Consider the following 23,673-nt stretch of genomic DNA (forward strand, 5'->3'; position numbering starts at 1 on the left):
AATCAATTTTTTTATTTCTGAATTAATGATGTTCCTGTCATCTCTTTTGGTTTTTCAAGACCAAGTAAGTCTAAAAGCGTTGGAGATAGATCGGCTAAAATACCGCCTTCTCTAAGCGTCGCACCTTTTTTCGTCACGATGACTGGTACAGGATTCGTTGTATGTGCAGTATGCGGCTTTCCTTCTTCGGTAATGAGCACGTCTGCGTTACCGTGGTCTGCCGTGATGATGGCATGTCCGCCTTTTGCCAGGATTGCGTCGACTACAGCTCCTAAGCACTCATCTACTGCTTCAATAGCTTTGATTGTTGGCTCAAGCATACCTGAATGACCAACCATATCCGGGTTAGCAAAGTTCAGAATGATCGCATCATGCTTGTCAGCATTGATGTCTGCAACAAGTGCATCCTTTACCTCATAAGCACTCATTTCCGGCTTGAGGTCATAGGTTGCCACATCTGGTGAATTGATTAAGATGCGGTCTTCTCCAGGAAATTCTTCTTCACGTCCACCACTCATAAAGAACGTCACGTGAGGATATTTCTCTGTTTCAGCAATCCGCAGCTGTTTCAATCCATTTTGAGAAAGCACTTCTCCTACTGTGTTATCCAAATTCACTGGTTTGAAGGCAACATAACCATCAACCGTTTCACTGAAGTGTGTGAAGCAGACGAAGTGTAAATTCTTCGGATGAGCTTCTCCGCGGTCAAACGAACGGAAATCTTCATTTGTGAAAGTGTTCGAGATTTGGATGGCACGGTCTGGACGGAAGTTATAGAAAATCACAGAGTCACCGTCGTTTACTTTGGCAACCGGCTCACCATTTTCTCTCGTAATGACAGATGGAATAACGAATTCATCGTAGATTCCATTTTCATAGGAGTCATCAACGACATCATAAATGTTTTGATAACTTGGACCTTCACCATATGCCATCGCACGGTACGCTTTCTCCACACGATCCCAGCGTTTGTCACGGTCCATTGAGTAATAGCGTCCAGAAAGTGTTGCCACTTCACCGACACCGATTTCTTTAATTTGTTCTTCCAGCTGTTTTAAGTATACTTTGGCTGTCTTCTGACCAACATCACGTCCGTCCAAGAAGCCATGAATGTATACCTTTGTTAAGCCTTCTTTTTTCGCCAGCTTCAGCAGGGCAAAAAGATGCTGGATGTGACTGTGCACACCGCCGTCTGACAAGAGTCCAAATAAATGAAGCGCCTTGTCATTCTCTTTTGCATAAGTCATTGCATCTAGGAACGTTTCGTTTTTCTCAAATTCCCCTTCACGGATGGCAACATTCACCCTTGTTAAGCTTTGATACACAATACGTCCTGCACCGATGTTCAAATGCCCAACTTCAGAGTTTCCCATTTGACCTTCTGGGAGGCCTACTGCCTCACCTGAAGCCGTTAAGGTTTGATGCGGAAATTCGTTCCAGTAGCGGTCAAAGTTCGGTTTTTTTGCTTGTGCGACAGCGTTACCGACTGTTTCGCCTCTTAAACCGAACCCGTCTAAGATGATTAATGCAGCTGGTTTCTTACTCATATTGACCTTCCTCCAATAATTGAACGAAAGACTGAGGTTCTAAGCTTGCGCCGCCTACCAAAGCACCGTCAATATCGGATTCTGCCATATATTCTTTAATATTTGCCGGCTTCACGCTTCCGCCATATTGAATGCGAAGGCTGTCTGCCGCTTCTTGACCAAATTCGCTTGCAACGGTTTGGCGGATGTGTGCGCAAACGTCGTTTGCATCTTTCGCTGTAGAAGATTTTCCTGTACCGATCGCCCAGATTGGCTCATATGCAATCACAGATTCAGCGACTTGCTGCTTCGTTAAACCAGCTAGTGCTTTCTTCACTTGATCAGCGACAAGTTCATTTGTTTTGCCAGCTTCACGCTCTTCAAGCGTTTCACCTACACAAATGATTGGAACGATGCCATGCTTGAATGCAGCATGTGCTTTTTTGTTCACTGTTTCATCTGTTTCAGCAAAGAATTCACGGCGCTCTGAATGCCCAATCACTGAATAGCCGATGCCTAAATCTTTTAGAGCAGCAGGGCTGATTTCACCAGTGAATGCACCATTTTCTTCAAAGTGCATGTTTTGTGCACCAATTTTAAGGTCTGTTCCGTTTGAAAGGCTGTTTAACTTTTCAAGGAAAAGAGCTGGCGCACAGACAATGGATTCCACTTTGTCAGGAGATGGAATAGATGACTTGACTTCTTCAACGAAGCTGACTGCTTCGCCAAGTGTTTTGTTCATTTTCCAGTTCCCAGCTATAATTGGTTTTCTCATGATTGACACTTCCTTATAGCAGTTTTGGTCTTATTTATCGTTTAATGCAGTAACACCAGGAAGTTCTTTGCCTTCCATAAATTCAAGTGAAGCGCCGCCGCCTGTAGAAATATGGCTCATCTGATCGGCAAGACCAAATTTCTCAACAGCTGCTGCTGAATCTCCACCGCCAATGACAGAATATGTATCTTTTGCTTCTGCCAGTGCTTCTGCGATAGCTTTTGTTCCTTTAGCGAATGCATCGATTTCAAATACACCCATTGGTCCGTTCCAGACAACAAGTTTGCTGTTTTTAATAACGTCAGCATACTTTTCTCTTGTCTCTGTTCCAATATCAAGTGCTTCTAGATCACTTGGAATTTCAGAGATTGGCACAATGCTTGTATTCGCATCATTTGAAAAGTCGTCGGCTACCAGAACATCTGTTGGAATCAGGAAGTTCACGCCTTTTTCCTTTGCACGGTCCATAAAGGATTTCGCTAAATCGACTTTATCTTCTTCTAGTAGAGATTTCCCTACCTCGTGGCCAAGTGCTTTCACAAATGTGTAAGCAAGTCCGCCGCCGATGATGAGGTTGTCCACTTTATCAAGAAGACTTTCAATCACACCGATTTTATCCTTTACCTTTGCGCCGCCGATAATCGCTGTAAATGGGCGATCAGGATTTGAAATGGCTTTCCCTAGAACCTCAAGCTCTTTTTGCATGAGGAAGCCTGAAACAGCCGGAAGATAAGCTGCAATACCAGCTGTCGATGCATGTGCACGGTGTGCAGCACCGAACGCATCATTGACATACACATCGGCTAAATCAGCAAATGCTTTTGATAATTCAGGATCGTTCTTTTCTTCACCAGGATAGAAACGAACGTTTTCAAGCACTAGCACATCTCCTTCTTTTAAGTCAGAGATTTGCTTTTTCACGTTGTCGCCGTAAGCTTCATCTGCTTTTTTCACTTCTTTTCCAAGAAGCTCTTGCAGACGTTTTGCCACAGGTGTCAGACGCAGTTCTTCAGTAACTTGACCCTTCGGACGACCCAAATGACTAGCTAGCAGTACCTTTGCGCCTTGTCCTGTTAAATACTCAATTGTTGGTAATGCTGCACGGATACGAGTATCATCCGTCACTTCTCCGTCCTTCATCGGAACGTTAAAATCTACGCGGCAGAACACAACTTTACCTTTTACGTCAATGTCTTTTACTGATTTCTTATTCATGCTCGTCAGGAGATCCTCCTTTATTCTGGTTTCCTTACGCATTGGACAAGACTCTCTTTATCCTTTTCCCATTTTGCCCTCATCAAAACGAGAAATCGTGCAGAACGGATAAAAACAGAGAAAAAGGGAAAGGGATGCTTCCCCTTCCCTTGTCCGTCTTCATTATATCGTGTCTCTAGGAAAGAACCAAGTGAGTTCCTTCAGTGTGAGAAATTAAAGACCTTGTTTTGCAATGTAAGCTGCAAGGTCAACAACACGGTGAGAATATCCGCTCTCGTTATCGTACCAAGAAATCACTTTCACCATGCTGCCTTCCATTACCATTGTAGAAAGAGCATCGATTGTTGAAGAGTTTGCATTACCATTGTAGTCACCAGATACTAATGGCTCTTCGCTGTAGCCAAGGATTCCTTTAAGTTCTCCTTCAGCTGCTTCTTTAAGTGCTGCATTTACGTCTTCAGCTGTTACATCTTGGTTTAATTCAGCCACAAGGTCAACTAAAGAAACGTTAGGTGTTGGAACACGCATAGCGCCGCCGTTTAATTTACCTTTAAGTTCAGGCAATACAAGTGAAACGGCTTTCGCAGCACCTGTAGAAGTTGGGATGATGTTTTCCGCAGCTGCACGAGCACGACGGTAGTCTTTGTGCGGAAGATCAAGAATTTGCTGGTCATTTGTGTATGAGTGAACAGTTGTCATCATACCGCGTTTGATACCAAATTTATCGTTAAGTACTTTTGCAAATGGAGCTAAGCAGTTTGTCGTACAAGATGCATTAGAGATGACATCGTGGCTAGCTGCATCGTATTTGTCTTCGTTTACACCCATAACGATTGTGATATCTTCTTCGTTAGCAGGAGCAGAGATGATGACTTTTTTAGCGCCAGCTTCTAAGTGTTTCGCAGCGTCTGCACGTTTTGTGAAGAATCCAGTAGATTCAACAACGATTTCTACGCCTTGTTTACCCCAGCTTAATTTCGCAGGGTCACGCTCAGCTGATACTTCGATTGTTTTACCGTTCACTACTAAGTTTGTACCGTCTACAGAAACCTCTGCATCTAGTTTTCCGTGAACAGAGTCATATTGTAAAAGGTGTGCAAGCATGTTAGCATCTGTTAGATCGTTAACCGCTACTACCTCAACTTCAGGATTATTTAATGCTGCACGAAATACGTTACGTCCAATACGTCCAAATCCGTTAATACCGACTTTTACTGCCATGATGTTTCCTCCTTTTATAGGTCACAATGTTTTATATTGAGGGATCAATTGACTCCCTTAATAACTCTTTTGCGGCTCCTTCGTCTGTGACGAGAACCGTTCGGCGCGGTTTCTTGAAATAAGCTTCAATCGCCCCCGCCTTTGATGATCCACCTGCAACAGCAATGATGTGTGGAATGCTTTCTAGATCATCTAGCTGCATACCGACGGAGTGCACTTTGTGTACGACCTCACCATCACGATTAAAGTAATAGCCAAAGGCCTCTGTCACTGCGTCATGCTCATCAATCTTTTTTAAATCTTCAGCTGGTGTATTTCGTCTCATCGCCATTGTTTTTGCTTCACCAATACCATGAATAAGCATCGTGGACGATTTAATCGTTTGAAGCACTTCTTTGACGGACGGCTCTTCAATAATGGAAGAGTAAGCACCTTCAGACAGCTGCCCTGGAACAAACAGCAGTTTGTAAGTACCGGAAGCTTTTTCAGCCATGTGGGCACAAATGGTGTTTGCCTGATTTTTTACATTCTCCCCAAGACCGCCTCTCGCAGGGACAAACATCATATCGCGGTTTTTGGCATCAGGGGTCATCATTTCGGCAACGGCTTCCATCGTCGTTCCGCCAGTGACGGCGACGATATTATTTCCAGTAAACCTTTTTTTCATGCATTGGACAGCAGCTCTTCCCATTTCTTGCTTCACCCACGGGGATTCGTCACTGTCACCAGAAACGATCATGACTTCTTCCAGGCCTAACTTTCTCTTTAATGTATTTTCCAAAAAGGTTAAACCTAAAACGTCCTTCATCATTCCTTCAAGCATTTCAAGTAAAGAGTGACCCTCACTCGTCAGCATCATGCCGCTCGTTTTGACATCCAGCAGATTTTGTTCTTTTAAAAACTGAACTTCAGCACGTAAGATGCGCTCGCTGAGACCAAGACTCGTCGCAAGGCTTCTGCGGCCAATTGGTTCAGCTAATCTGATGTACTGCAAAATGTCGTAGCGTTTTTGCATAACAATGAGAAGATCTGGCAATAATTTTTTTTGAGCTTCCAATAAATGATTCATGGCTAACGACCCTTTCTTTTCACGTTGGACCAAAAACGTCCCACTGTGACAAAAAACGTCCCGCCACAGCCAAAAAAAATCAATCCCTGCTTTCTTTAATTATTTTAACAGGATAATCTTGCATTTTCAACTCTTACAAACACATTTAGACAAAAAATAGACACATTTTCACCGATAACCTGCTTGTCATCAAGGTTCTTGCTATGATATTTCTTTTCAAAATATTTATTTTCTTTTATATAGAATGTATTCACGATGCAAAATGTGCATGCTGGTGAGATCAGCATGCACATTTTTTTCAGGATTTGCTTATGTTTTTGTGATGGTTCCAAACTGTTTTGCCTCTTCTTTCGGTTTGATTTTGAGATAATAAATGATGTAACAGGCAGCCATGAACGGAATTCCGCAATAAAGACCGATCCGCTGATCCTCGATAAAAAACAAGCTGATGAGGACAATGCCAAATGCGATAAAGCCTGCTAATGGGACAAATGGATAGAGCGGTGTTCGGAAGACGAGATCCTTTACATCTCCGCCCGCCTTTATGAATTGTTTTCTAAAGAAATACTGGGACAAACAAATAGACATCCACACCACAACAAGAACCATACCAGAAATAGAAATGAGCCACACATACACCGTTTTTGGTGCCACAACACTTGTAAGCAGAGATAGTGCAGATACGCCCATTGTGACCAATAGTGCATTGATCGGAATTTTACGCTTGGACAGCTTTTTCGTAAAGTCAGGTCCTTTCCCGTCTTTCGACAGCGCCCAAAGCATACGTGATGATGCATATAATCCAGAGTTTGCTACAGATAAGACCGCTGTGATGATGATAAAATTCATGATATCTGCAGCATACGGTATACCGACCTTGTCCAGCACGACGACAAACGGGCTGTCGACGGTGCCTGCTGTCTGCCACGGAAGAAGTGCGGCCAGAACCGCAATGGATAAAACGAAAAAGACCATCGTTCTCCAAATAATATTTCGTATAGATCGCGGCAATGTTTTTTCAGGGCTTTCACTCTCTCCTGCGGCAATCCCTACAAGTTCTGTTCCTTGAAAGGAGAAATTGACCGTGACCATGGTTAATAAAATAGCAAAAACGCCGTTAGGAAATAGTCCGCCATGATCCGTCAAATGACGAAATAGAGGGGCTGGTTCTCCATCTTTTAGATCAATCATTCCGAAAATTGCGCCAATTCCAATGATAATAAATAATAGGATGGCAGCGACCTTAATAGCTGAAAACCAAAACTCGGTTTCAGCGAAGCTGCGAGCTGAGATGGCATTCACGGCAAATAAAATTACGCTAAATGCAAGACACCACAGCCAAACAGGGATATCTGGGAACCATCTTTGGAGCAAAATGCCTGCTGACGTAAACTCCAGTCCTATTGTACATGCCCAGCTAAACCAATAAAGCCAGCCGATCATAAAGCCTGTGGACGGACCTATATATTTGGTTGCATACTCCTGAAAGGAACCCGCTGTCGGCATTGCCACCGCTAATTCTCCAAGACAGAGCATCACCAAATACATTAACAATCCGCCAATGATAAAGGATAGAATGGCTCCCCCGGGTCCAGCCTGATGGATAATGAGTCCTGACCCAAGGAAAAGACCAGTACCAATGACGCCGCCTAAGGCAATCATAAAGAGATGCCTGCTTTTCATGGAACGTTCTAGTTCATTATGCTGTTCTTGGTTCAAATCCGCTTCCCCACTTTCACTCTTCTATTCATCATCCTTTGACAAAATTCGCTGTTCGTTGAAAGAGAAAGGGAGAAAGTGAAGGTTTCTCCCCCTTTGACATTTATGCTTGAAATAATGCTTCAATATGACCAATCGCCCAGTCTAAATCTTCTTTAGATATCGTGAGAGGCGGTGCAAAGCGGATGACGGTCTCATGGGTTTCCTTACATAACAGCCCTGCTTGTTTCAGCTTTTCACAATAAGGTCTCGCTGCCTCTGTCAGCTCCATGCCGATAAATAATCCGCGGCCGCGCACTTCCTTGATGACAGGACTTTGAATGCGCGTGAGTTTGTCTTTTAAGTATTCGCCAAGCTCCATAGAACGCGCTGCAAGGTTTTCGTCGATTAAGACATCCAGTGCAGCCAGTGATACCGCACACGCAAGAGGATTTCCACCGAAGGTAGAGCCGTGAGATCCAGGGTTAAACACACCTAATATATCACGGTTTGCGACCACACACGAGATTGGGAATACACCGCCGCCTAAAGCTTTCCCAAGAATCAGCATATCTGGCTCAATGTCTTCCCAGTCACATGCAAACATCTTGCCTGTTCGCGCTAATCCGACCTGAATTTCATCCGCAATGAACAGCACATGTTCCTTTTCACAAAGCGCCTTCGCTTCCTTCAAGAAGCCTTCTGGCGGCATGACAATTCCCGCTTCTCCTTGAATAGGTTCGATCAGAAAAGCCGCTGTTTGTGGTGTGATGGCTTCACGTAACGCTTCAATATCTCCGTAAGGAATCAGTTTAATGCCTGGAAGCATTGGACCGAAACCTCTTTGATATTCTGCTTCAGAAGAAAGGGAAACAGCCGTCATCGTTCTGCCATGGAAGTTACCGACGCACGCAATGATTTCTGCGCGATTGTCTTCGATTCCCTTGACGTCATAGCCCCAGCGTCTTGCTGCTTTGACAGCTGTTTCTACAGCCTCAGCTCCAGTATTCATCGGGAGTGCCATCTCTTTATTCGTCAGTTGACAAATTTTTTCATACCAAGGACCAAGCTGATCATTGTGAAAAGCTCTTGAGGTCAGTGTTACCCGGTCTGCCTGTTTTTTGAGCGCTTCAATAATGCGGGGATGGCGATGCCCTTGGTTCACTGCGGAATATGCACTCAGCATATCCATATATCGATTGCCTTCAGGGTCTGTCACCCAAACTCCTTCAGCCTCTGAAATCACAATTGGCAGTGGATGATAGTTTGCCGCACCGTATTGTTCGGTTTGTTGAATCAATTCATTTGTCTGTGTCATCGTCTATTCCTCCTTCTATAAGCTAGCCTCTTTTTCATTGGGTTCATCTACACACATATGATATGCAAGGATCGTGCCAACTTTCTGCCTGCATTATGGCGGTGATTGATCTGGTTTTTTATGCAAAATATTTTTGCATCTGCCAAATTTTTTAGAGGAAACCGCAAAATTTTTCATGTAAAATAGAGGTAACGTCTGGAGGTGGCGCAATGAAAGAAGATTCGTATACTGCAAAGCTCGAAAATGAGATTGATCTGTATAAACAAATGCTCGATTTAATAGATGTCGGGGTTCATGCAATTGACGAGAATGGCAACACTGTTGTCTATAATAAAAAAATGATGGAGATTGAGTCTTTGAAACGCTCTGATGTTCTCCATAAAAATGTATTAGACCTCTTCGTCTTCCAAGACGACATGCACAGTACGCTTGTCCAAGCGCTGCGTACTGGGAAACAAACCGTTCATGCAAAGCAGACGTATCATAATTACAACGGAAAAGAAATCACAACGATTAATCATACATACCCGCTCGTTCGAGACGGCCTCATCCAAGGAGCGGTTGAAATTTCGAATGATGTGACCAAGCTGGAACGGCTGATCCACCACAATATGAAGAAAAAAGGAAGCACACGCTTTACCTTTGATTCCATTATTGGACAAAGTCCTGCGTTTTTAGAGGTGATTGAGCATGCAAAACGAGCGACACGCACCTCTTCCTATGTGCTCATTGTTGGAGAAACAGGGACAGGAAAAGAACTATTTGCGCAAAGCATTCATAACGGCAGCAGCCGGTCATCTGGACCATTTATTACCCAGAATTGCGCGGCACTGCCTGATAATCTCATTGAAAGTCTGCTCTTTGGTACACAAAAAGGGGCTTTTACAGGTGCAGCTGATCAGCCCGGCTTATTTGAACAGGCGCAGGGAGGTACACTGCTGCTTGATGAGATCAACTCATTAAATCCTGGTCTTCAAGCAAAACTGCTGCGTGTTTTACAGGAGAAGCGTGTGAGGAGGCTTGGCAGCACAAAAGAAATCGCTGTTGATGTAAGAGTCATTGCCAATATGAATGAGGATCCTGTAGATGCAATCGCAGGCGGACGCATGCGCAAGGATTTATTTTATCGGCTGGGTATTGTCACATTATTTATTCCGCCGCTTTCTGAGCGAAAAGAAGACATTCCTACGTTTGTCAGTCATTTTATTCAAAAATATAATGAGCTGTTTCAAATGAAGGTGAAAGCGGCTGACGAAGAGGTACTAGCCCTTTTTCAAGCGTATGATTGGCCGGGTAATGTACGAGAACTGGAGCATGTGATTGAAGCGGGGATGAATATGATGATGGATGAGGATTACTTAAGCCTGCATCACCTTCCATATCATTTTAGATTTAAGCATGGGGAAGGGCGTCCTGCAGCGCAATTACAGACGAATCCTTTGCAGCATACCGCAGCAGCTGACACGTTTATTTATACAAGCCAAGAACATACGACTGATTTTCAAACCCAAATGGAACGATTCGAAAAACAATACATCGTCCATTACTTAGAAAAAATGGACGATAATATTTCACAGACTGCAAAGATACTGGGCATGAGCAGGCAAAGTCTGCAATATCGCATGAAAAAACTGCATATTTCTCGTTAATAATAGAGCTGTGCCCTTATTCGGCACAGCTTACTGTGGTTCTGACTCTTCTGCCGGTTCTTGAATCACGTCACTCAGCAGTTTTTCTACATTTTTTAAATGCGTGAGCATCGCTCTTTCTGCTTCTTCTGGCTGTCTTGCCAAGACGGCTTTGTAAATGTGTTCATGTTCTTTGTAAAGCTGCCGAATGGAGGCTTTTTTTGAAAACAAGACGGCTTTTCTCGTCTCACGCATCGTTTCTACCAGCAAGGTGGAGACATGATTCATTAATGCTTTTAATAAATCATTCTTTGAGGCTGTGGCTATGGCGAGATGGAAGGAGAGGTCTGCCTCTTCACCAGTTTCTTTATGTGCTTCTGCGAGTTTCATTTGTTCGAGTGCCTCACGCAGCTGATGAAGGTCATCGTCCGTTCGGAGCAGCGCTGCCTTTTTGACAGCACCCGTCTCAATAATGGTCCTTAATTCAAGGAGCTGCGTGACATCATGCTGCTTCATCAAAAATGCAGGAGACAGACTAAATGTGAGCTGTTCAGGATCGAACTGCTTCACATATGTACCTTCCCCTTGCTTCATCTCTATTAATCCGATCGCTTTGAGAGCAGACAGTGCCTCTCTTACAGCGGAACGGCTGACTTGAAAGCTTTCTGAAAGCGCTTGAACCGAATCTAATTTTTCCCCTGGAAGAAGCTCACCTGTACGAATGGATTCAATTAATGCATCCGCAATTTCTTCATATATTTTTTTCGTTTTGATTTGTTTATATTTCAATTGGTCTCACCTCATCACTGTTGTCTATCCCTATCGGCTCATGCCCTATCTTATACTTTACCCCAAAATTTCCGATCACACGTCTCCCCTCTTTAATTTTCAAGAAATCTTCGGGCTGCCTTGCTTTCAACAAAAAAAGAAGCACGTGCCATGTTCTGGCAAGTACTTCTTTTTAATCGTATCGCTTCCGCAGCGTAGAGGACGGAAGATTCATTTGTTCGCGATATTTTGCAATGGTTCTGCGTGACGCCCGGATGCCAAAGGTTTGCTGAAGCAGCGTCATGATTTGCTGATCTGAATACGGTTTTTTCTTATTTTCCGTTTGGATGAGTTCTGCAATGTGCGTTTTGACAGTGTAGCTGGACGCCTCTTCTAGTGAATGCCCTTCTAATTTTGCTTGGAAAAATTGTTTCATTTCCATGAGACCATAAGGGGTTTGCACCATTTTCCCTTTTACAGTCCGGCTGACTGTTGACTCATGCACTTGCAGTATATCTGCGATCCGCTTCATCGTAAGCGGTTTCATTTTATGTTTCCCTGTTAGGAAAAAATCTGTCTGATGTGAGATAATCTCACGAACGACATGAGTCATCGTTTGCTTTCTTTGCTTCAGCGCTTGGACAAGCCAATTGTACTGCTGCTCTTTTTCCTTTAAATACGTGTATGCTTCATGCCGCTTTTGTTCTTGAATCATGGCGAAGTAGCCTTCATTCATTTCAACGTCTGGAAAAGCGCGCTGATTCAGCTCAAATGTGATGTGATCCTGCATCACAGTAATCGTCACATCAGGCTCTATATACAGATGCTCTTCATCATATGAGAAATGAAGGCCTGGTCTTGGTTCAAGCTGAGACACTACATCTTGTACCGCTTGGAGTGTTTTCATTGAAACACTTGTTTTCGCCGCAATTTCCTTCCAAGCCTTTCTGGCAAAAAGAAAGAAATGCTCTTCGATGATCAGCTCGGCTTCATACCAGCGTTCCTTTTTTCTTCTCAGTTGAAGGAGGATACATTCCTGCAATGATCTTGCGCCAATACCGGCAGGCTCTAGGGATTGCAGCTGATGAAGGACGGCTTCTACTTCTTCAGCTGGGACCTCTAAGACAGATGCCATTGCGTCAATCGGTTCATTTAGATAGCCATTGGAATCAATGGACTCAATCATAAAGTAAAAGATTCTTTGATTCTTTTCACTTAAATTTAAATCAATCGCCTGTCTCTTTAAAAACATTTGCAGGCTTTCTTTTTGATGCGTTCGATACGGCTCTGTCATTCGATCGTGTGATTTTTTATGATAAACTGGTTGGTAGCTGTCCGTGTCTTTCCGCTCAATCAGAGGGTTCTCAAGTGCTAACTGGTCAAGATACTCGCCGAGCTCTGTGCAATTCAGCTGCAGCAGCGTAATGGCCTGCCTGAGTTCTGGTGTGAGCACCTGCTTTAATACCTGTTCTTGTTGCAGTTTAAGGCTCATTGTCTCCCCTCCCTCTCATCATTTTACATGAAGATTGACGGACCGTATATACGAAATAGGAGTGATTTCTATGTCTGAACTTTTTTCCGTTCCATACTTTGTCGACAACTTGAAGCAGCACATCGCCATGAACCAAAATGAAGACAAGGTTCATGCCATGAATGCCTATTACCGCTCAGTGGTGTCAACGCTTGTTCAAGACCAGCTGACCAAAAATGCGGTTGTATTGAAGCGAATTCAGCATCTTGATGAAGCCTATCAAAAGGTGAAAAAAGAAAGCGAATGAACGAAAAAGAACACCCTTTGTCAAGATGGCAAAGGGTGTTTATCATATGCGAAAAGTTTCTGATCCAGCCTCGATTTATACATCATCAAAAAACCAGACCGCCCGACAGTATAAATGATAAAGGCAAACCATAGGCCATGATTGTGCCAAAGGGGCGTGACTGCGGTTTGAACGACGATAAACAAAATCATCGCAAACATCATCGAATTTCTAACAGGGGCAATTTCTGTCGCACCTGTAAATACGCCGTAAATGACCAAACCGAAACAAGCCGCAAATGGATAAAGAACGAGCCAGTCTGCATAGCGTAATGTCACATCAAGCAGATGAGGGAGATTCGTAAACAAGCTCAATATCGGCTCTTTTAATAGAAAATAAACCGCCGCAATGACACATGCCATGACAAGTGCCCACTGCCTTGAAAGGGTTAAGGTTCTTTCATAGAGGGTGCGGTCATTTGCACCAACTGATCGGCCAACAAGGATGCTGGACGCATTGGCAAAACCATCGAACAAATAAGCCATGATGTAGTGAATTTGAAATAAGATGGCATTGGCTGCCAGCAGCTCTGTACCAAAAGAAGCACCTTTTGCGGTAAACATGTTGATGACCACTAGCAGACAGATCGTACGAATAAACAAATCCTTATTCACATGAAACATTTTCTGCACTGCCTGTGTATCCATGATTTTCTTAATGGAAGGCATCTGGAATCCGTTTGACGAATGCTTCATGATGATCCATGCCCCTAACACAAAAGCGGTTAGTTCAGATATCAATGTCGCAGCCGCAACTCCTTTGACTGCAAACGAAAACACATGAACAAGCAGAAATGCGAGCGCCATATTCATGACATTGATCAAGATTTGTAATGAAAGAGCTTCTTTCATTTTTGCCATCCCCATCAGCCAGCCCAATATGACATAATTCATTAAAGTAAATGGCGCTCCCCAAATGCGAATATGAAAATAGTCTGCGGCAAATTGACGGACATCAGCATCAGGAGAGATCACTAGAAAAGCAGATTGAATGATCGGCCATTGCAGAGCAATAAAACAAAGTCCGACGATGACGGCGACGAAAAAAGGTCTTAGAAAAGCAAGAACGCCTAGTTCCTCATTCTGCGCTCCGTTTGCCTGGGCGGCAAAAGCAGATGTACTGACCCGCAAAAAACCAAACAGCCAATATAATGTACTGAAAATGAGACTGCCGACCGCAACGCCTCCAATGTAAGCGGGATTTGCGAGCTGACCGACAACCGCTGTATCAACAGCTCCAAGTAATGGAGTGGTCATCGTTGAAATTGTTAAAGGAATGGCCAAAGCCAAATACGCTCGATGGTTCATCGCTGCCGCCTGCCTTTCATGAAAAATAGCCTCTTTCCTAAAAGAGGCGCAGATTGCCTGCAAAGGGCTAAAATCTTTCTTTTCGCCCTTTGTCTTTTTTTCAGCTTGAGACCTACACGCTGAGGTATTGATAAAATGAAGTTTACCGAACCGGTCTGCCAATCGTTCGTGACAAAGGATGGTCTGCGAGCATTGCATTTCTCATTTTCCGCACCGCTTCCTTTTCTGATGAAAAAAAATCATCCTTTGATTGAAACTGGGCAGCAAGCTCTCCTTGATCAAGAATCGCCAATTGATCACATAAGTGATAGGCTGCTGTTATATCATGTGTAATAAATAAGTAAGCCACACCCAGCTCCTTCTTTAATTCTACTAATAAATCTAAAATGACAGCCTGCGTCACCATGTCTAAGCTGCTGACAGATTCATCAAGCACAATGAGCTTTGGCTGGAGCAATAAGGCTCTAGCGATGTTGATCCTTTGCAGCTGGCCGCCGCTGAATTGGTGCGGATATTTAGACAAATCCTTTTCACCGAGCCCGACTCTTTCCAGCCAGTGAATCAGTATGTTTTTACGTTCCTTCCGGCTCATAGATTCATAGTTTTCAAGCGGCTCAGATAAAATTTGTTCGACTGTCCACCTTGGATTTACCGCCGAATAGGAATCCTGAAACACCGCTTGCACATGCCGGCGAAAATGCTTACGTGTTGGCTGATCTGCACGATAGACATCCTGACCTTCAAAAAGAACCTGTCCAGCTCTTGGTTTCTCTAAACCAAGTATGATGCGGCCAAGTGTACTTTTTCCTGCACCGCTTTGTCCCAGCAGCCCAAGGCAGGTGCCTTCTTCAATAGTTAAATCGACGCTTTTCAGAACAGGGGCTGCGCCTTTTTTTCTCACTAGAAATGACCGGCTGTTGTATGCATGACTGACTGCTTTCACTTCTAATAAATGCAAGGGACTTCTCACCTCAAATCGGACAAACAGCTGGGATGGATGGACGAGCTGCTAATAGTTTTTTTGTATAATCATGCTTTGGTTGTTCAAAAAGTTCAAGAACTCCCGCCTTTTCAACTATTTCTCCTTGTTTCATGACGACAACTTGATCTGCCATTTCAGCAATGACACCAAGATCGTGGGTAATGAGTAAAATGGCCGTTCCATGTTCATGACGAATTTGGTTCAGATGCTGAAGCACCCGTTTCTGATTGTGTACATCTAATGCGGTTGTCGGCTCATCTGCAATGATGAGGGGCGGGTGCATACAGGCAGCCATGGCAATCATGACACGCTGCAGCATCCCTCCGCTTAATTCAAAAGGATACTTATTGAACAGCTGGTCTGGCTGCGGCAGATTCATTTTCGCTAACGCATCTATTGCCTGTGATCGTGCCTTCCTTTTACTGACAGCAGTATGCCGGCGGATGGTTTCAACCAGCTGATGGCCGATTGTCCATACCGGCGTAAAGCTGTTCATTGGATTTTGCATAATATACGAGATGTCTTTGCCCCGAATGGAACGCATATCCTTTTCACTTATACCGATCAATTCTCGTCCCTGTAATGTGATACTGCCAGTGACTTCAGTTGTTTTTCGATCAAGCATCCGTAAGATCGACATACTTGTTACTGTTTTCCCGCAGCCGCTCTCACCGATTAATCCAAGAATTTGACCACGCCCTACTTCAAACGAGACTTCTTGAATAAGAGGGGTTGTCCCTTGAGGTGTTTTCGTCTGCACATGCAGGTTCTCTATTTGTAAAATGGACTCTTGCACATTGATCATTCCTTTACACACGGCGTTTGATGCCATATTTCTCTGAAAGGGCTTCTCCTAGTAAATTAAACAGAACCACCACAGCCATGATCACAAGACCTGGGTACAGCATTAACTGAGGATTCGTTTGAATGTACGACTTTCCTTCATGAATCATCGCTCCCCATTCAGGCATAGGAGGCTGAACGCCTAATCCGAGAAAGGACATCGCTGATATGTCCATAATCGCCCAGCCCATTTCAAGTGTTCCAATGACTGCTAATGGCGGCAGAACATTGGGAATCATATGCTTTCTCATAATGTTCCAGTGCGAGGTTCCACTGATCTTCGCAGCTGCAATAAAGTTCTGTTCTTTTAAACTGAGCACCATTCCTCGGAAGACGCGGGCATAATACACCCATTGCACAAGCATCAAGGCAAGTACGACTTGAGAAAGTCCCGGACCGAAGATGCCGACTAATCCAAGGATCAGCACAAGGTTTGGAAATGCCATGACGCCGTCACAGATTCTCATCAATACGTGATCGATCCAGCCGCCTTTGTATCCTGAAAACAGGCCGACAATTAAACCAATGAATAACGAAGAAAGAAAGATTAATAGCGCACAGCCGAGCGAAACGCGCGCACCATATAAAATACGAGATAAATTGCACCGCCCTAATTGATCTGTCCCAAGAGGATACTCCCACGAAGACCCCTTTAGCTTCATCGCTAGATTGACAGCTGCCGGATCATGTGGAGCGATCCATGGTGCACATATTGTCACAATCAGCAGGAGACCGAGCAGCAAAGCGCAGATCGAGATCATCTTTTGATGAGAGAAGAGATGTTTTACTTTTGTCATCATTGCTGGCGGCCTTCCTTTCTAGAAATACGGGGGTCAATGATCAGCTGAACTAAGTCAACGATCAAGCTGCTCAAGATAAAAATACAGGCTGACATGAGGACATAAAATTGAATGACAGGCAGATCCCGGTTAAAGATCGCTTCAATAAAAAAGCGGCCAAACCCCGGCCATGAGAAAACAGCCTCTACAATAATGGTTCCGGTCAAGAGCTTGCCAAGGTTCACACCAAGTCCGGTCAGCATCGGCGATATCGCCATTCTGAACACATGCTTGAACATGATCGATTGTTCCTTCAATCCTCTAATTCTCGCATATTGAACGAAAGGCTCTTGAAGCGCCTCACTCACACTTGACCGTAACAGCCTTGTATACGTAGCAATTAAAGGAACTGCCAGTGTGATCGACGGCAGAATGAGATGCTCCCATGTTCCAATCCCTTCAACTGGTAAGAGGTCAAGCTTCACTGAAAAAAAGAAGATGAGCAAATACCCCAAGACAAACGTCGGGATAGATGCTCCTAAGAAAGAAATGAGCCGGCTCACATGATCCACGGCACCATTTTTCCTCATGCCGCTGAAAAAGCCGAGCGGAATGCTGACACAAATAGCGATCAGCAGACTGGTAAGCGCCAATTGAATTGTCGCCGATATTCGATAAATCACCTCATCAACGACAGGCTGATTGGACATATACGACTGGCCGAAATCAAGGTGAATGACTTTTTCAATGGTATGAAGATACTGCATATAAAATGGCTCATCTAAGCCGAATTCACTTCGTTTTTGCGCTAATATTTCATCCGTAGGCTGAATATGAGCCGCTGCTAAATATGCCTCAGCCGGGTCAACTGGCGAGAGGTGAATCATACCAGTTGTGAGCAGTGTGGCTAATAAAAATACAGGAATAATTGATAGCACTCGTTTGACGATATAGCGGCCCATTTCCTTACCTTCCTTCTGTTACTTCAGCTTAATGCCTGTGAAAGGATGTTCATCACGATTTGCAGGGAATTCAAAGTCCTTCACAGCTTTTTGATAAACGGCTGTCTTTTTAAAATAAGAGATTGGCACAATTGCCCCTTGATCCTGTAAAGAGGATAAGACAGACGAATACAGTGCTTTGCGTTTCTTTTCATTTGTTGTGGATGGAATTTCCGTCATTTCTTTGATCAGCTTTTCCTTATTTGGGTAGGCTGAAATGGCTTCTTTGAATCCAAAACCATCTGATGAGAGAACGTTCATAAATGTATGCGGATCATACGGCGCTCCGTAGTTGCTAAAGAAGTTCATATCAAACTTATTGGCTTTAAAGCGCTGAACCTGTGTTGCCAAATCCACACCCTCAAGCTTAACGCCGACACCAACGGCTGCCCATTCTGCTTGCAGCGTTTCCGCCATCGCTTTTTGAATCGATTCCGCTGAGTCATACATCATACTAAACTCAAGCTTTTTCCCATCTTTTTCACGAACGGATTTTCCTTTTGGAAGTGTCCAGCCCGCTTCATCCAGCAATGCTTTTGCTTTGTCCACATCATATTTGAAAGACTTCACTTGAATGTGTGACGTATACGGCATGTTAGTCGGCAGGATGTGATCTGCTTCATCCTCTAAACCTGAGGTGACCCCTTCTACCATTGATTTTTTATTGAAGGCATATTGAAGGGCATGACGCACTTTCTCATCTGACAGCTGATCCACTTTTGTGTTCATAACAAGCTGTCTCGTTGCAACAGGCTCTGACATTTTCGTTTCATACTTGCCGCTTGCCTCAAGCTGTTTGTAGGAATCAAGGCTAATGGTTCCTTCTCCGTAAAGTAAATCCACATCACCTTTTTCAAATGCCATGACTCTCGTTTCCGCATCTGGGATGACCTTTACCTTGATTTCTTTTACCTTTGGTTTTTCTCCCCAATAATGATTGTTTCGTTCGAAAATGGCATAATCATCTTTCTTATATGTTTTTAAAACCCAAGGGCCTGTCCCCACTGGTTTTTCAATTCCTTTTGACGTATCTCCATTTTTAGGGAAACCTGCTTCACCTAAGAAACGAACTGGACGAACAACGGCTAATTCTTGCACAGTTGGATAATATGGTGCTGTTAATGTGAGTTTAAATGTCTTTTTATCAACGGCTTCTGTCTTTTTGATTTTCTTAATGACACCTAACCAGCTATGTAAATCTTTATTTTTTAAAATCGTATCGAAGTTCTTTTTGACAATGTCCGCATTAAATTTAGAGCCGTCTGAGAATGTCACTCCGTCTCTTAAATGGAACGTATACACTTTGCCATCCTTTGAAACATCCCATGATTTCGCTAATTCAGGTTTCAGCTTACCATTCTTTTGATAGCTGACCAATGGCTCATAAATCATTGATTGCGCAAATAATTGTGATGGGTTGTATACGTGTGGATTCATTTCACCAATATCTCTTGGCCACGCCATTGTGATCATATCAGGATGATCCTTATTGCCTTCTGCTCCATTGTTTGTTTGAGAGCATCCTACAAGTAAAAAGAAAATAAGCAGAAATGGTAATGCTGAATTTATTTTAATTTTCGGAAAATTTCTCCAAATAGACATAAGTTGTTCCTCCTAATTGATGCTGATAATCATTTTCATTTTAAGGAGGAAGGCACCTGTTGTCAATATCATATTTGATACGAAATGACAACACTTATTCCTATTTATTCCATAAATTGAGGAATTTGATAGAAAGAGAGGCAGGCTGCTTACGAATGAGCAGCCTGTGAAGAGGTAAATGTTTTTTCTCGCAGCATGTCATGGAGTATATGGATGATACGCTCCTGATCTGCATCTGTCATGCTCGTTCCAGACGGAAGACAAAGCCCGCGCTCAAATAACAGCTCAGATACAGGAGTGCCTTTTTCCGCAGTATAAAAAGGGCAATGACGAAAGAGCGGCTGCTGGTGCAGCGGCTTCCATACACGCCTTGCTTCGATTTGTTCTTTTTCTAAAGCACCAATGATATCTGCTGGAGACAATTGTGTGTCACGTTCAATGGTCAAGGCCGTCAGCCAGCGGTTGGATTTCGTTTCTTGATATTCTGGCATCAAATGAAGACCCTCTGATTTTGATAAAGCGTCCTGATAACGCTGGAAAATGCGGCGCTTTTGTTCAACACGCTCGTCCAGCACTTCCATTTGAGCAATCCCGACCCCTGCTAAGAGGTTGCTCATGCGATAGTTGTATCCCATCTCTTGATGCTCATAGTGCATCGCTTGTTCTCTGGCCTGTGAAGCAAGAAAGCGGCATCGTTCAATCGCAGCTTCATCATCACTCACAAGCATTCCGCCCCCTGATGTTGTAATGATTTTATTTCCATTAAAAGAATAGATACCGAACCTGCCCATTGAGCCGCTTTTTCTTCCTTTATAAAGCGCGCCTAACGATTCAGCCGCATCCTCAATGACTGGTACATCATATGCTTCACACAAAGCCATGATCTCGTCCATTTTTGCACTTTGCCCATATAAATGGACAACGATGACCGCGCGAGGTTTTTTACCAAGACGTTTTGATTCAACAAAGGCTTTCTCTAAAGCAAGCGGGCACATATTCCATGTCTCCCTTTCAGAATCAATAAAAACGGGCTCCGCTTGTTCATATAAAATCGGATTTGCCGTTGCAACAAACGTGAGGGTGGAACAAAAGACAATGTCTCCTTTTTGTACACCTATCAGCTTTAAAGCAAGGTGAATCGCTGCTGTTCCTGAGGATAAAGCCGCTCCTGACTTCACTCCTGCATAGTCCGCCACTGCCTGTTCAAATTCATTCACAAGCGGTCCAAGCGGCGCAATCCAGTTGCTCTTGAAGGCTTCCTCTATTTTGAGAGACTCTTTTCCGCTCATATGCGGAGGAGATAAGTAAATTCGTTTCCTTTCTTTCATCACTTCCCACCTTCTCTCCGGTCTTTGATTTCAATTGCAGGAATTCCTACAGCGACCTTATGATCATGTATATCTCTTGTCACAGCCGCTCCAGCGCCAATGACCGTCCAGCTTCCGATCGTTGTACCGGGTGTCACCACGGCACCAGCCCCAATATGGGCACCTTCCCGCACGGAAACACCGCCAGTCAGCACCGCGCCTGGTGACAGGTGCACAAACGATTCGAGTTTGCAGTCATGCTCGACGATAGACCCTGTATTTATAATCGTATGCTCACCGATGGCTGCATCTGCTTGAACCACTGCCCTTGCCATCACGACAGTCCCCCTTCCAATGACAGCTGACGGACTCATCACCGCCTCTGGGTGAATGAGTGTGGCAAATGCTGTATTTTCAAATGAGAGGCGTTCCTTGATGAGCTGTCTGATCTCATTTTGTCCGATCGCAATCAGCCATTTCATATGAGGCATTGTCTCTCTCAGCTGCTCACTCATGGAGATCGGTCCATACAAAATCCCGCTTTGAGTGACCGCCTCTTCAAATTGATCATCTAACACCGCACATAATGAGTAATCAGCATGTGCAAAAATGAGATCTTGGATGACTTTGCTATGTCCTCCGGCCCCAATTAAACCAATGGTTTTCTTCTTATATATCGGTTCCTTTGAATTTTTCAGCTGTGGCATGATCCGGCTGCTGCACCCCCTCTGTTTTCATGACCTTCAGCAAGGTCATCCATAAAATTTTCATATCGAGCCAAAACGATTGATGCTCGACATACCAAAGATCATAGGTGAATTTCTCCTCCCAGGTAAGCTTGTTCCGGCCGTTCACCTGTGCCCATCCTGTTATGCCTGGCTTCACAAGATGACGCCTTGCTTGTTCTTCTGTATACATAGGCAAATACTCCATCAAAAGCGGTCTTGGCCCTACAAGACTAAGCTCTCCTTTGAGTACATTGACAAGCTGCGGCAATTCATCAAGACTAAGCTTTCGAATCAAGGCGCCGGTTTTTGTTAATCGCAGATGATCTGGCAGCAGCACCCCATGTTCATCGCGTTCATCGGTCATCGTCCGAAATTTATATAGCATAAAAGGCCGGCCATACAGACCAGGCCGCTTCTGCCGAAACACCACAGGCGTTCCAATTTTCCATCTAATCAGTCCATAGATGAGAAGAAAAAGAAGACTGCCTGCGATGAGCAGCGTCAATGCCACCGTCACATCTATCATTCTTTTCATCATTGCATCTCCTTTTCATATTAGCGGGAGACCGCATGTTTTACCTTACGCATCAGCTGCATCCGCTCTCGTTTCGTTCCTGCAAACAGATACAAGTAGCCCATATAGAGAATGAAACAAAGCCCGCCAATACAAAACAGCTCCCACCATGAAGTCACGTTATATACCGCCTGAATCCCCGCACAGATGCCCCAAATAAATAGCCCTCCAGCAAGTGGAACCAGTGTATGCTTGTAAAAGATAGTGCGTTTCTGATTCGTGATCCTGGCTGTATAAAATGGCAGAAACACAATATTTTTAATCAATAAAACCATTGCCCCCGCTGATGCAATGCCATATAAACCAAGCTGCAGCATATGAGTCAATCCATAGGCAAAAAGCACATTAGAGACACCTAATATAAGGGTGACAACCGCAGGAATTTTCAATCGATTAAACACAGTCGGCACATATGTGAGCGGTAAAAACATCAAGGTCAAACATAAATAAGCCGCATGAATCATAAGAAGCCATTTCAGCTCTTCAAAGTCAGGCCCAAGCCATAAAAGCATGAGCGGACCAGCGAGACCTCCTAGAAGTGCGGCTGGGAACGCAACAAATAAGCCGCTCCACTTAATGGCGTTTGCAGCATATTGAATGAGTCCCTCTTTGTCCTGATTCGAATAAAATTTCGTGATCGTTGGTGCAAACACAACGGCCAGTGTCCCTGCCAGTGTGCGTAATAATAATGGGAACTGTAAAATTGCCGCATACTGGCCCGTCGCTTCCGCTCCAATGAGCAAGTTGGTCATCAATAAATCAATTTGTAAAAACAACAATATCCCCATTTGCTCAAATGAATGCCAGACCCCTGATCGAACAAGAGTGAGACTAGACGATAATGAGACGTGCCGCCACTTGAACGAAAACCAAGGGATGAGTTTCTTAAAATAATAGATACCGATTCCCATAGCCGCTAAGCTTCCAATAACGGCCGCAAGCGGGATATGCCAAATGGCTGGTGTCGTCCATGTAAACAGGATGACAATCATCAGCGCCCTCAAAAACATTTGAATCGCCTGTCCAACACTTGATACATAGAGCTTATTTGCATAAAACGGTGCAGCCCCAATGCCAGACATGACGAAATTGAGCATAAATAAAAGACCCCCTAAAATAAAGGCGGTCTGTGTGTCTTTCGCGAGATGAACAGGCACATGAAGCCACTCAACCAGCTGTTGAGACATGAAAAGACAAAGCAAAAAGAGACTGATCGATAGTAAAAACGAACTGACGAAATAGGAAGCGAGATAGCGCTGCGCCTTCTCCATCTCTCCTTTATGAGCCGCCACAGAAAAAAATCGCACAACAACCGCACTTAACGAAGCCGTAATGACCGATAAATAGTTGATCATATTTTGCGTCAGATGGATTAAGCCGAATGCTTCCACCCCAAGCGTATGAACAATATAAGGTGTTAAACAAACAGACATGAGCATCATTAGAACAAACGTAATTAAGTTCGCACTGGCATTGTAAAGAAACGCCCGATTCATTGTGCTTTCACGCAGCGTT

Annotated in this window: 21 protein-coding genes; 2 read left to right on the forward strand and 19 right to left on the reverse strand. The window is 44.0% G+C overall.

What is annotated here, in order from left to right:
* Nucleotides 1-11 precede the first annotated feature (11 nt).
* From gpmI to AAYR28_RS15645, 7 genes are all read right to left on the reverse strand, one after another.
* Nucleotides 12-1,547: a 2,3-bisphosphoglycerate-independent phosphoglycerate mutase gene (gene gpmI / locus AAYR28_RS15615; RefSeq protein WP_176967204.1), complete on the reverse strand. Its 1,536-nt coding sequence runs from the start codon at nt 1,545-1,547 to the stop codon at nt 12-14.
* Nucleotides 1,540-2,301: a triose-phosphate isomerase gene (gene tpiA / locus AAYR28_RS15620; protein WP_017359213.1), complete on the reverse strand. Its 762-nt coding sequence runs from the start codon at nt 2,299-2,301 to the stop codon at nt 1,540-1,542. The genes gpmI and tpiA overlap by 8 nt, the downstream gene beginning before the upstream one ends.
* Nucleotides 2,302-2,331: 30 nt before the next feature.
* Complete coding sequence (locus tag AAYR28_RS15625; RefSeq protein WP_024426073.1) at nt 2,332-3,516, reverse strand: phosphoglycerate kinase; 1,185 nt, start codon at nt 3,514-3,516, stop codon at nt 2,332-2,334.
* Between the two features lie 213 nt (nt 3,517-3,729).
* A complete protein-coding gene (gene gap, locus AAYR28_RS15630) occupies nt 3,730-4,737 on the reverse strand; it encodes a type I glyceraldehyde-3-phosphate dehydrogenase (protein ID WP_007500174.1) in 1,008 nt (335 codons plus the stop codon).
* Between the two features lie 31 nt (nt 4,738-4,768).
* Nucleotides 4,769-5,806, reverse strand: a complete 1,038-nt coding sequence (locus AAYR28_RS15635) for a sugar-binding transcriptional regulator (protein WP_120207712.1) — start codon at nt 5,804-5,806, stop codon at nt 4,769-4,771.
* 309 nt (nt 5,807-6,115) lie between these two features.
* Nucleotides 6,116-7,489 carry an amino acid permease gene (locus tag AAYR28_RS15640; RefSeq protein WP_259455922.1) on the reverse strand — a complete coding sequence of 458 codons (1,374 nt, stop codon included), beginning with the start codon at nt 7,487-7,489 and terminating at the stop codon, nt 6,116-6,118.
* Between the two features lie 139 nt (nt 7,490-7,628).
* On the reverse strand, nt 7,629-8,822 hold the full coding sequence (locus AAYR28_RS15645; RefSeq protein WP_034280960.1) for an ornithine--oxo-acid transaminase: 1,194 nt from the start codon (nt 8,820-8,822) through the stop codon (nt 7,629-7,631).
* Between the two features lie 209 nt (nt 8,823-9,031).
* On the opposite strand from AAYR28_RS15645, the gene AAYR28_RS15650 reads away from it, so the two are divergent.
* On the forward strand, nt 9,032-10,471 hold the full coding sequence (locus tag AAYR28_RS15650) for a sigma-54 interaction domain-containing protein (protein ID WP_120207715.1): 1,440 nt from the start codon (nt 9,032-9,034) through the stop codon (nt 10,469-10,471).
* A gap of 30 nt (nt 10,472-10,501) precedes the next feature.
* On the opposite strand, the gene AAYR28_RS15655 is transcribed toward AAYR28_RS15650, so the two are convergent.
* Nucleotides 10,502-11,239, reverse strand: a complete 738-nt coding sequence (locus tag AAYR28_RS15655; protein ID WP_120207716.1) for a FadR/GntR family transcriptional regulator — start codon at nt 11,237-11,239, stop codon at nt 10,502-10,504.
* A 172-nt stretch (nt 11,240-11,411) separates the two neighbouring features.
* Complete coding sequence (gene rpoN, locus AAYR28_RS15660) at nt 11,412-12,710, reverse strand: RNA polymerase factor sigma-54 (protein WP_120207718.1); 1,299 nt, start codon at nt 12,708-12,710, stop codon at nt 11,412-11,414.
* Between the two features lie 70 nt (nt 12,711-12,780).
* Here rpoN and yvfG point away from each other — a divergent pair, with 70 nt between their 5' ends.
* Nucleotides 12,781-12,996 (forward strand): protein YvfG, encoded by a 216-nt coding sequence (gene yvfG, locus AAYR28_RS15665; RefSeq protein ID WP_024423509.1) that lies wholly within the window; start codon nt 12,781-12,783, stop codon nt 12,994-12,996.
* 20 nt (nt 12,997-13,016) lie between these two features.
* Here yvfG and AAYR28_RS15670 read toward each other — a convergent pair whose 3' ends face one another.
* The 10 genes from AAYR28_RS15670 to AAYR28_RS15715 form a co-directional block, all read right to left on the reverse strand.
* On the reverse strand, nt 13,017-14,342 hold the full coding sequence (locus tag AAYR28_RS15670) for an MATE family efflux transporter (RefSeq protein WP_070326033.1): 1,326 nt from the start codon (nt 14,340-14,342) through the stop codon (nt 13,017-13,019).
* 142 nt (nt 14,343-14,484) lie between these two features.
* Nucleotides 14,485-15,300, reverse strand: a complete 816-nt coding sequence (gene nikE / locus AAYR28_RS15675) for a nickel import ATP-binding protein NikE (protein WP_034280968.1) — start codon at nt 15,298-15,300, stop codon at nt 14,485-14,487.
* Between the two features lie 13 nt (nt 15,301-15,313).
* Nucleotides 15,314-16,129 carry a nickel import ATP-binding protein NikD gene (gene nikD, locus AAYR28_RS15680; RefSeq protein ID WP_183002022.1) on the reverse strand — a complete coding sequence of 272 codons (816 nt, stop codon included), beginning with the start codon at nt 16,127-16,129 and terminating at the stop codon, nt 15,314-15,316.
* A gap of 4 nt (nt 16,130-16,133) precedes the next feature.
* The gene (gene nikC, locus AAYR28_RS15685) at nt 16,134-16,967 is read right to left on the reverse strand and encodes a nickel ABC transporter permease subunit NikC (protein ID WP_070326035.1); all 834 of its coding nucleotides are present in this window, start codon (nt 16,965-16,967) and stop codon (nt 16,134-16,136) included.
* The gene (gene nikB / locus AAYR28_RS15690) at nt 16,964-17,908 is read right to left on the reverse strand and encodes a nickel ABC transporter permease subunit NikB (RefSeq protein WP_120207720.1); all 945 of its coding nucleotides are present in this window, start codon (nt 17,906-17,908) and stop codon (nt 16,964-16,966) included. The genes nikC and nikB overlap by 4 nt, the downstream gene beginning before the upstream one ends.
* Before the next feature lie 18 nt (nt 17,909-17,926).
* On the reverse strand, nt 17,927-19,549 hold the full coding sequence (nikA, locus tag AAYR28_RS15695) for a nickel ABC transporter substrate-binding protein (protein ID WP_111926760.1): 1,623 nt from the start codon (nt 19,547-19,549) through the stop codon (nt 17,927-17,929).
* Nucleotides 19,550-19,698: 149 nt separating this feature from the next.
* Complete coding sequence (locus AAYR28_RS15700; protein ID WP_061110102.1) at nt 19,699-20,877, reverse strand: DegT/DnrJ/EryC1/StrS family aminotransferase; 1,179 nt, start codon at nt 20,875-20,877, stop codon at nt 19,699-19,701.
* Nucleotides 20,877-21,563 carry an acetyltransferase gene (locus tag AAYR28_RS15705; protein ID WP_051627322.1) on the reverse strand — a complete coding sequence of 229 codons (687 nt, stop codon included), beginning with the start codon at nt 21,561-21,563 and terminating at the stop codon, nt 20,877-20,879. Before AAYR28_RS15705 ends, AAYR28_RS15700 begins: the two co-directional genes overlap by 1 nt.
* Nucleotides 21,526-22,119: a sugar transferase gene (locus AAYR28_RS15710; protein ID WP_080943491.1), complete on the reverse strand. Its 594-nt coding sequence runs from the start codon at nt 22,117-22,119 to the stop codon at nt 21,526-21,528. The genes AAYR28_RS15705 and AAYR28_RS15710 overlap by 38 nt, the downstream gene beginning before the upstream one ends.
* A 20-nt stretch (nt 22,120-22,139) precedes the next feature.
* Complete coding sequence (locus AAYR28_RS15715) at nt 22,140-23,654, reverse strand: MATE family efflux transporter (protein ID WP_061110103.1); 1,515 nt, start codon at nt 23,652-23,654, stop codon at nt 22,140-22,142.
* Nucleotides 23,655-23,673: the final 19 nt, after the last annotated feature.

The sequence above is a fragment of the Bacillus safensis genome (assembly GCF_039619585.1).
Classification (GTDB): domain Bacteria; phylum Bacillota; class Bacilli; order Bacillales; family Bacillaceae; genus Bacillus; species Bacillus safensis.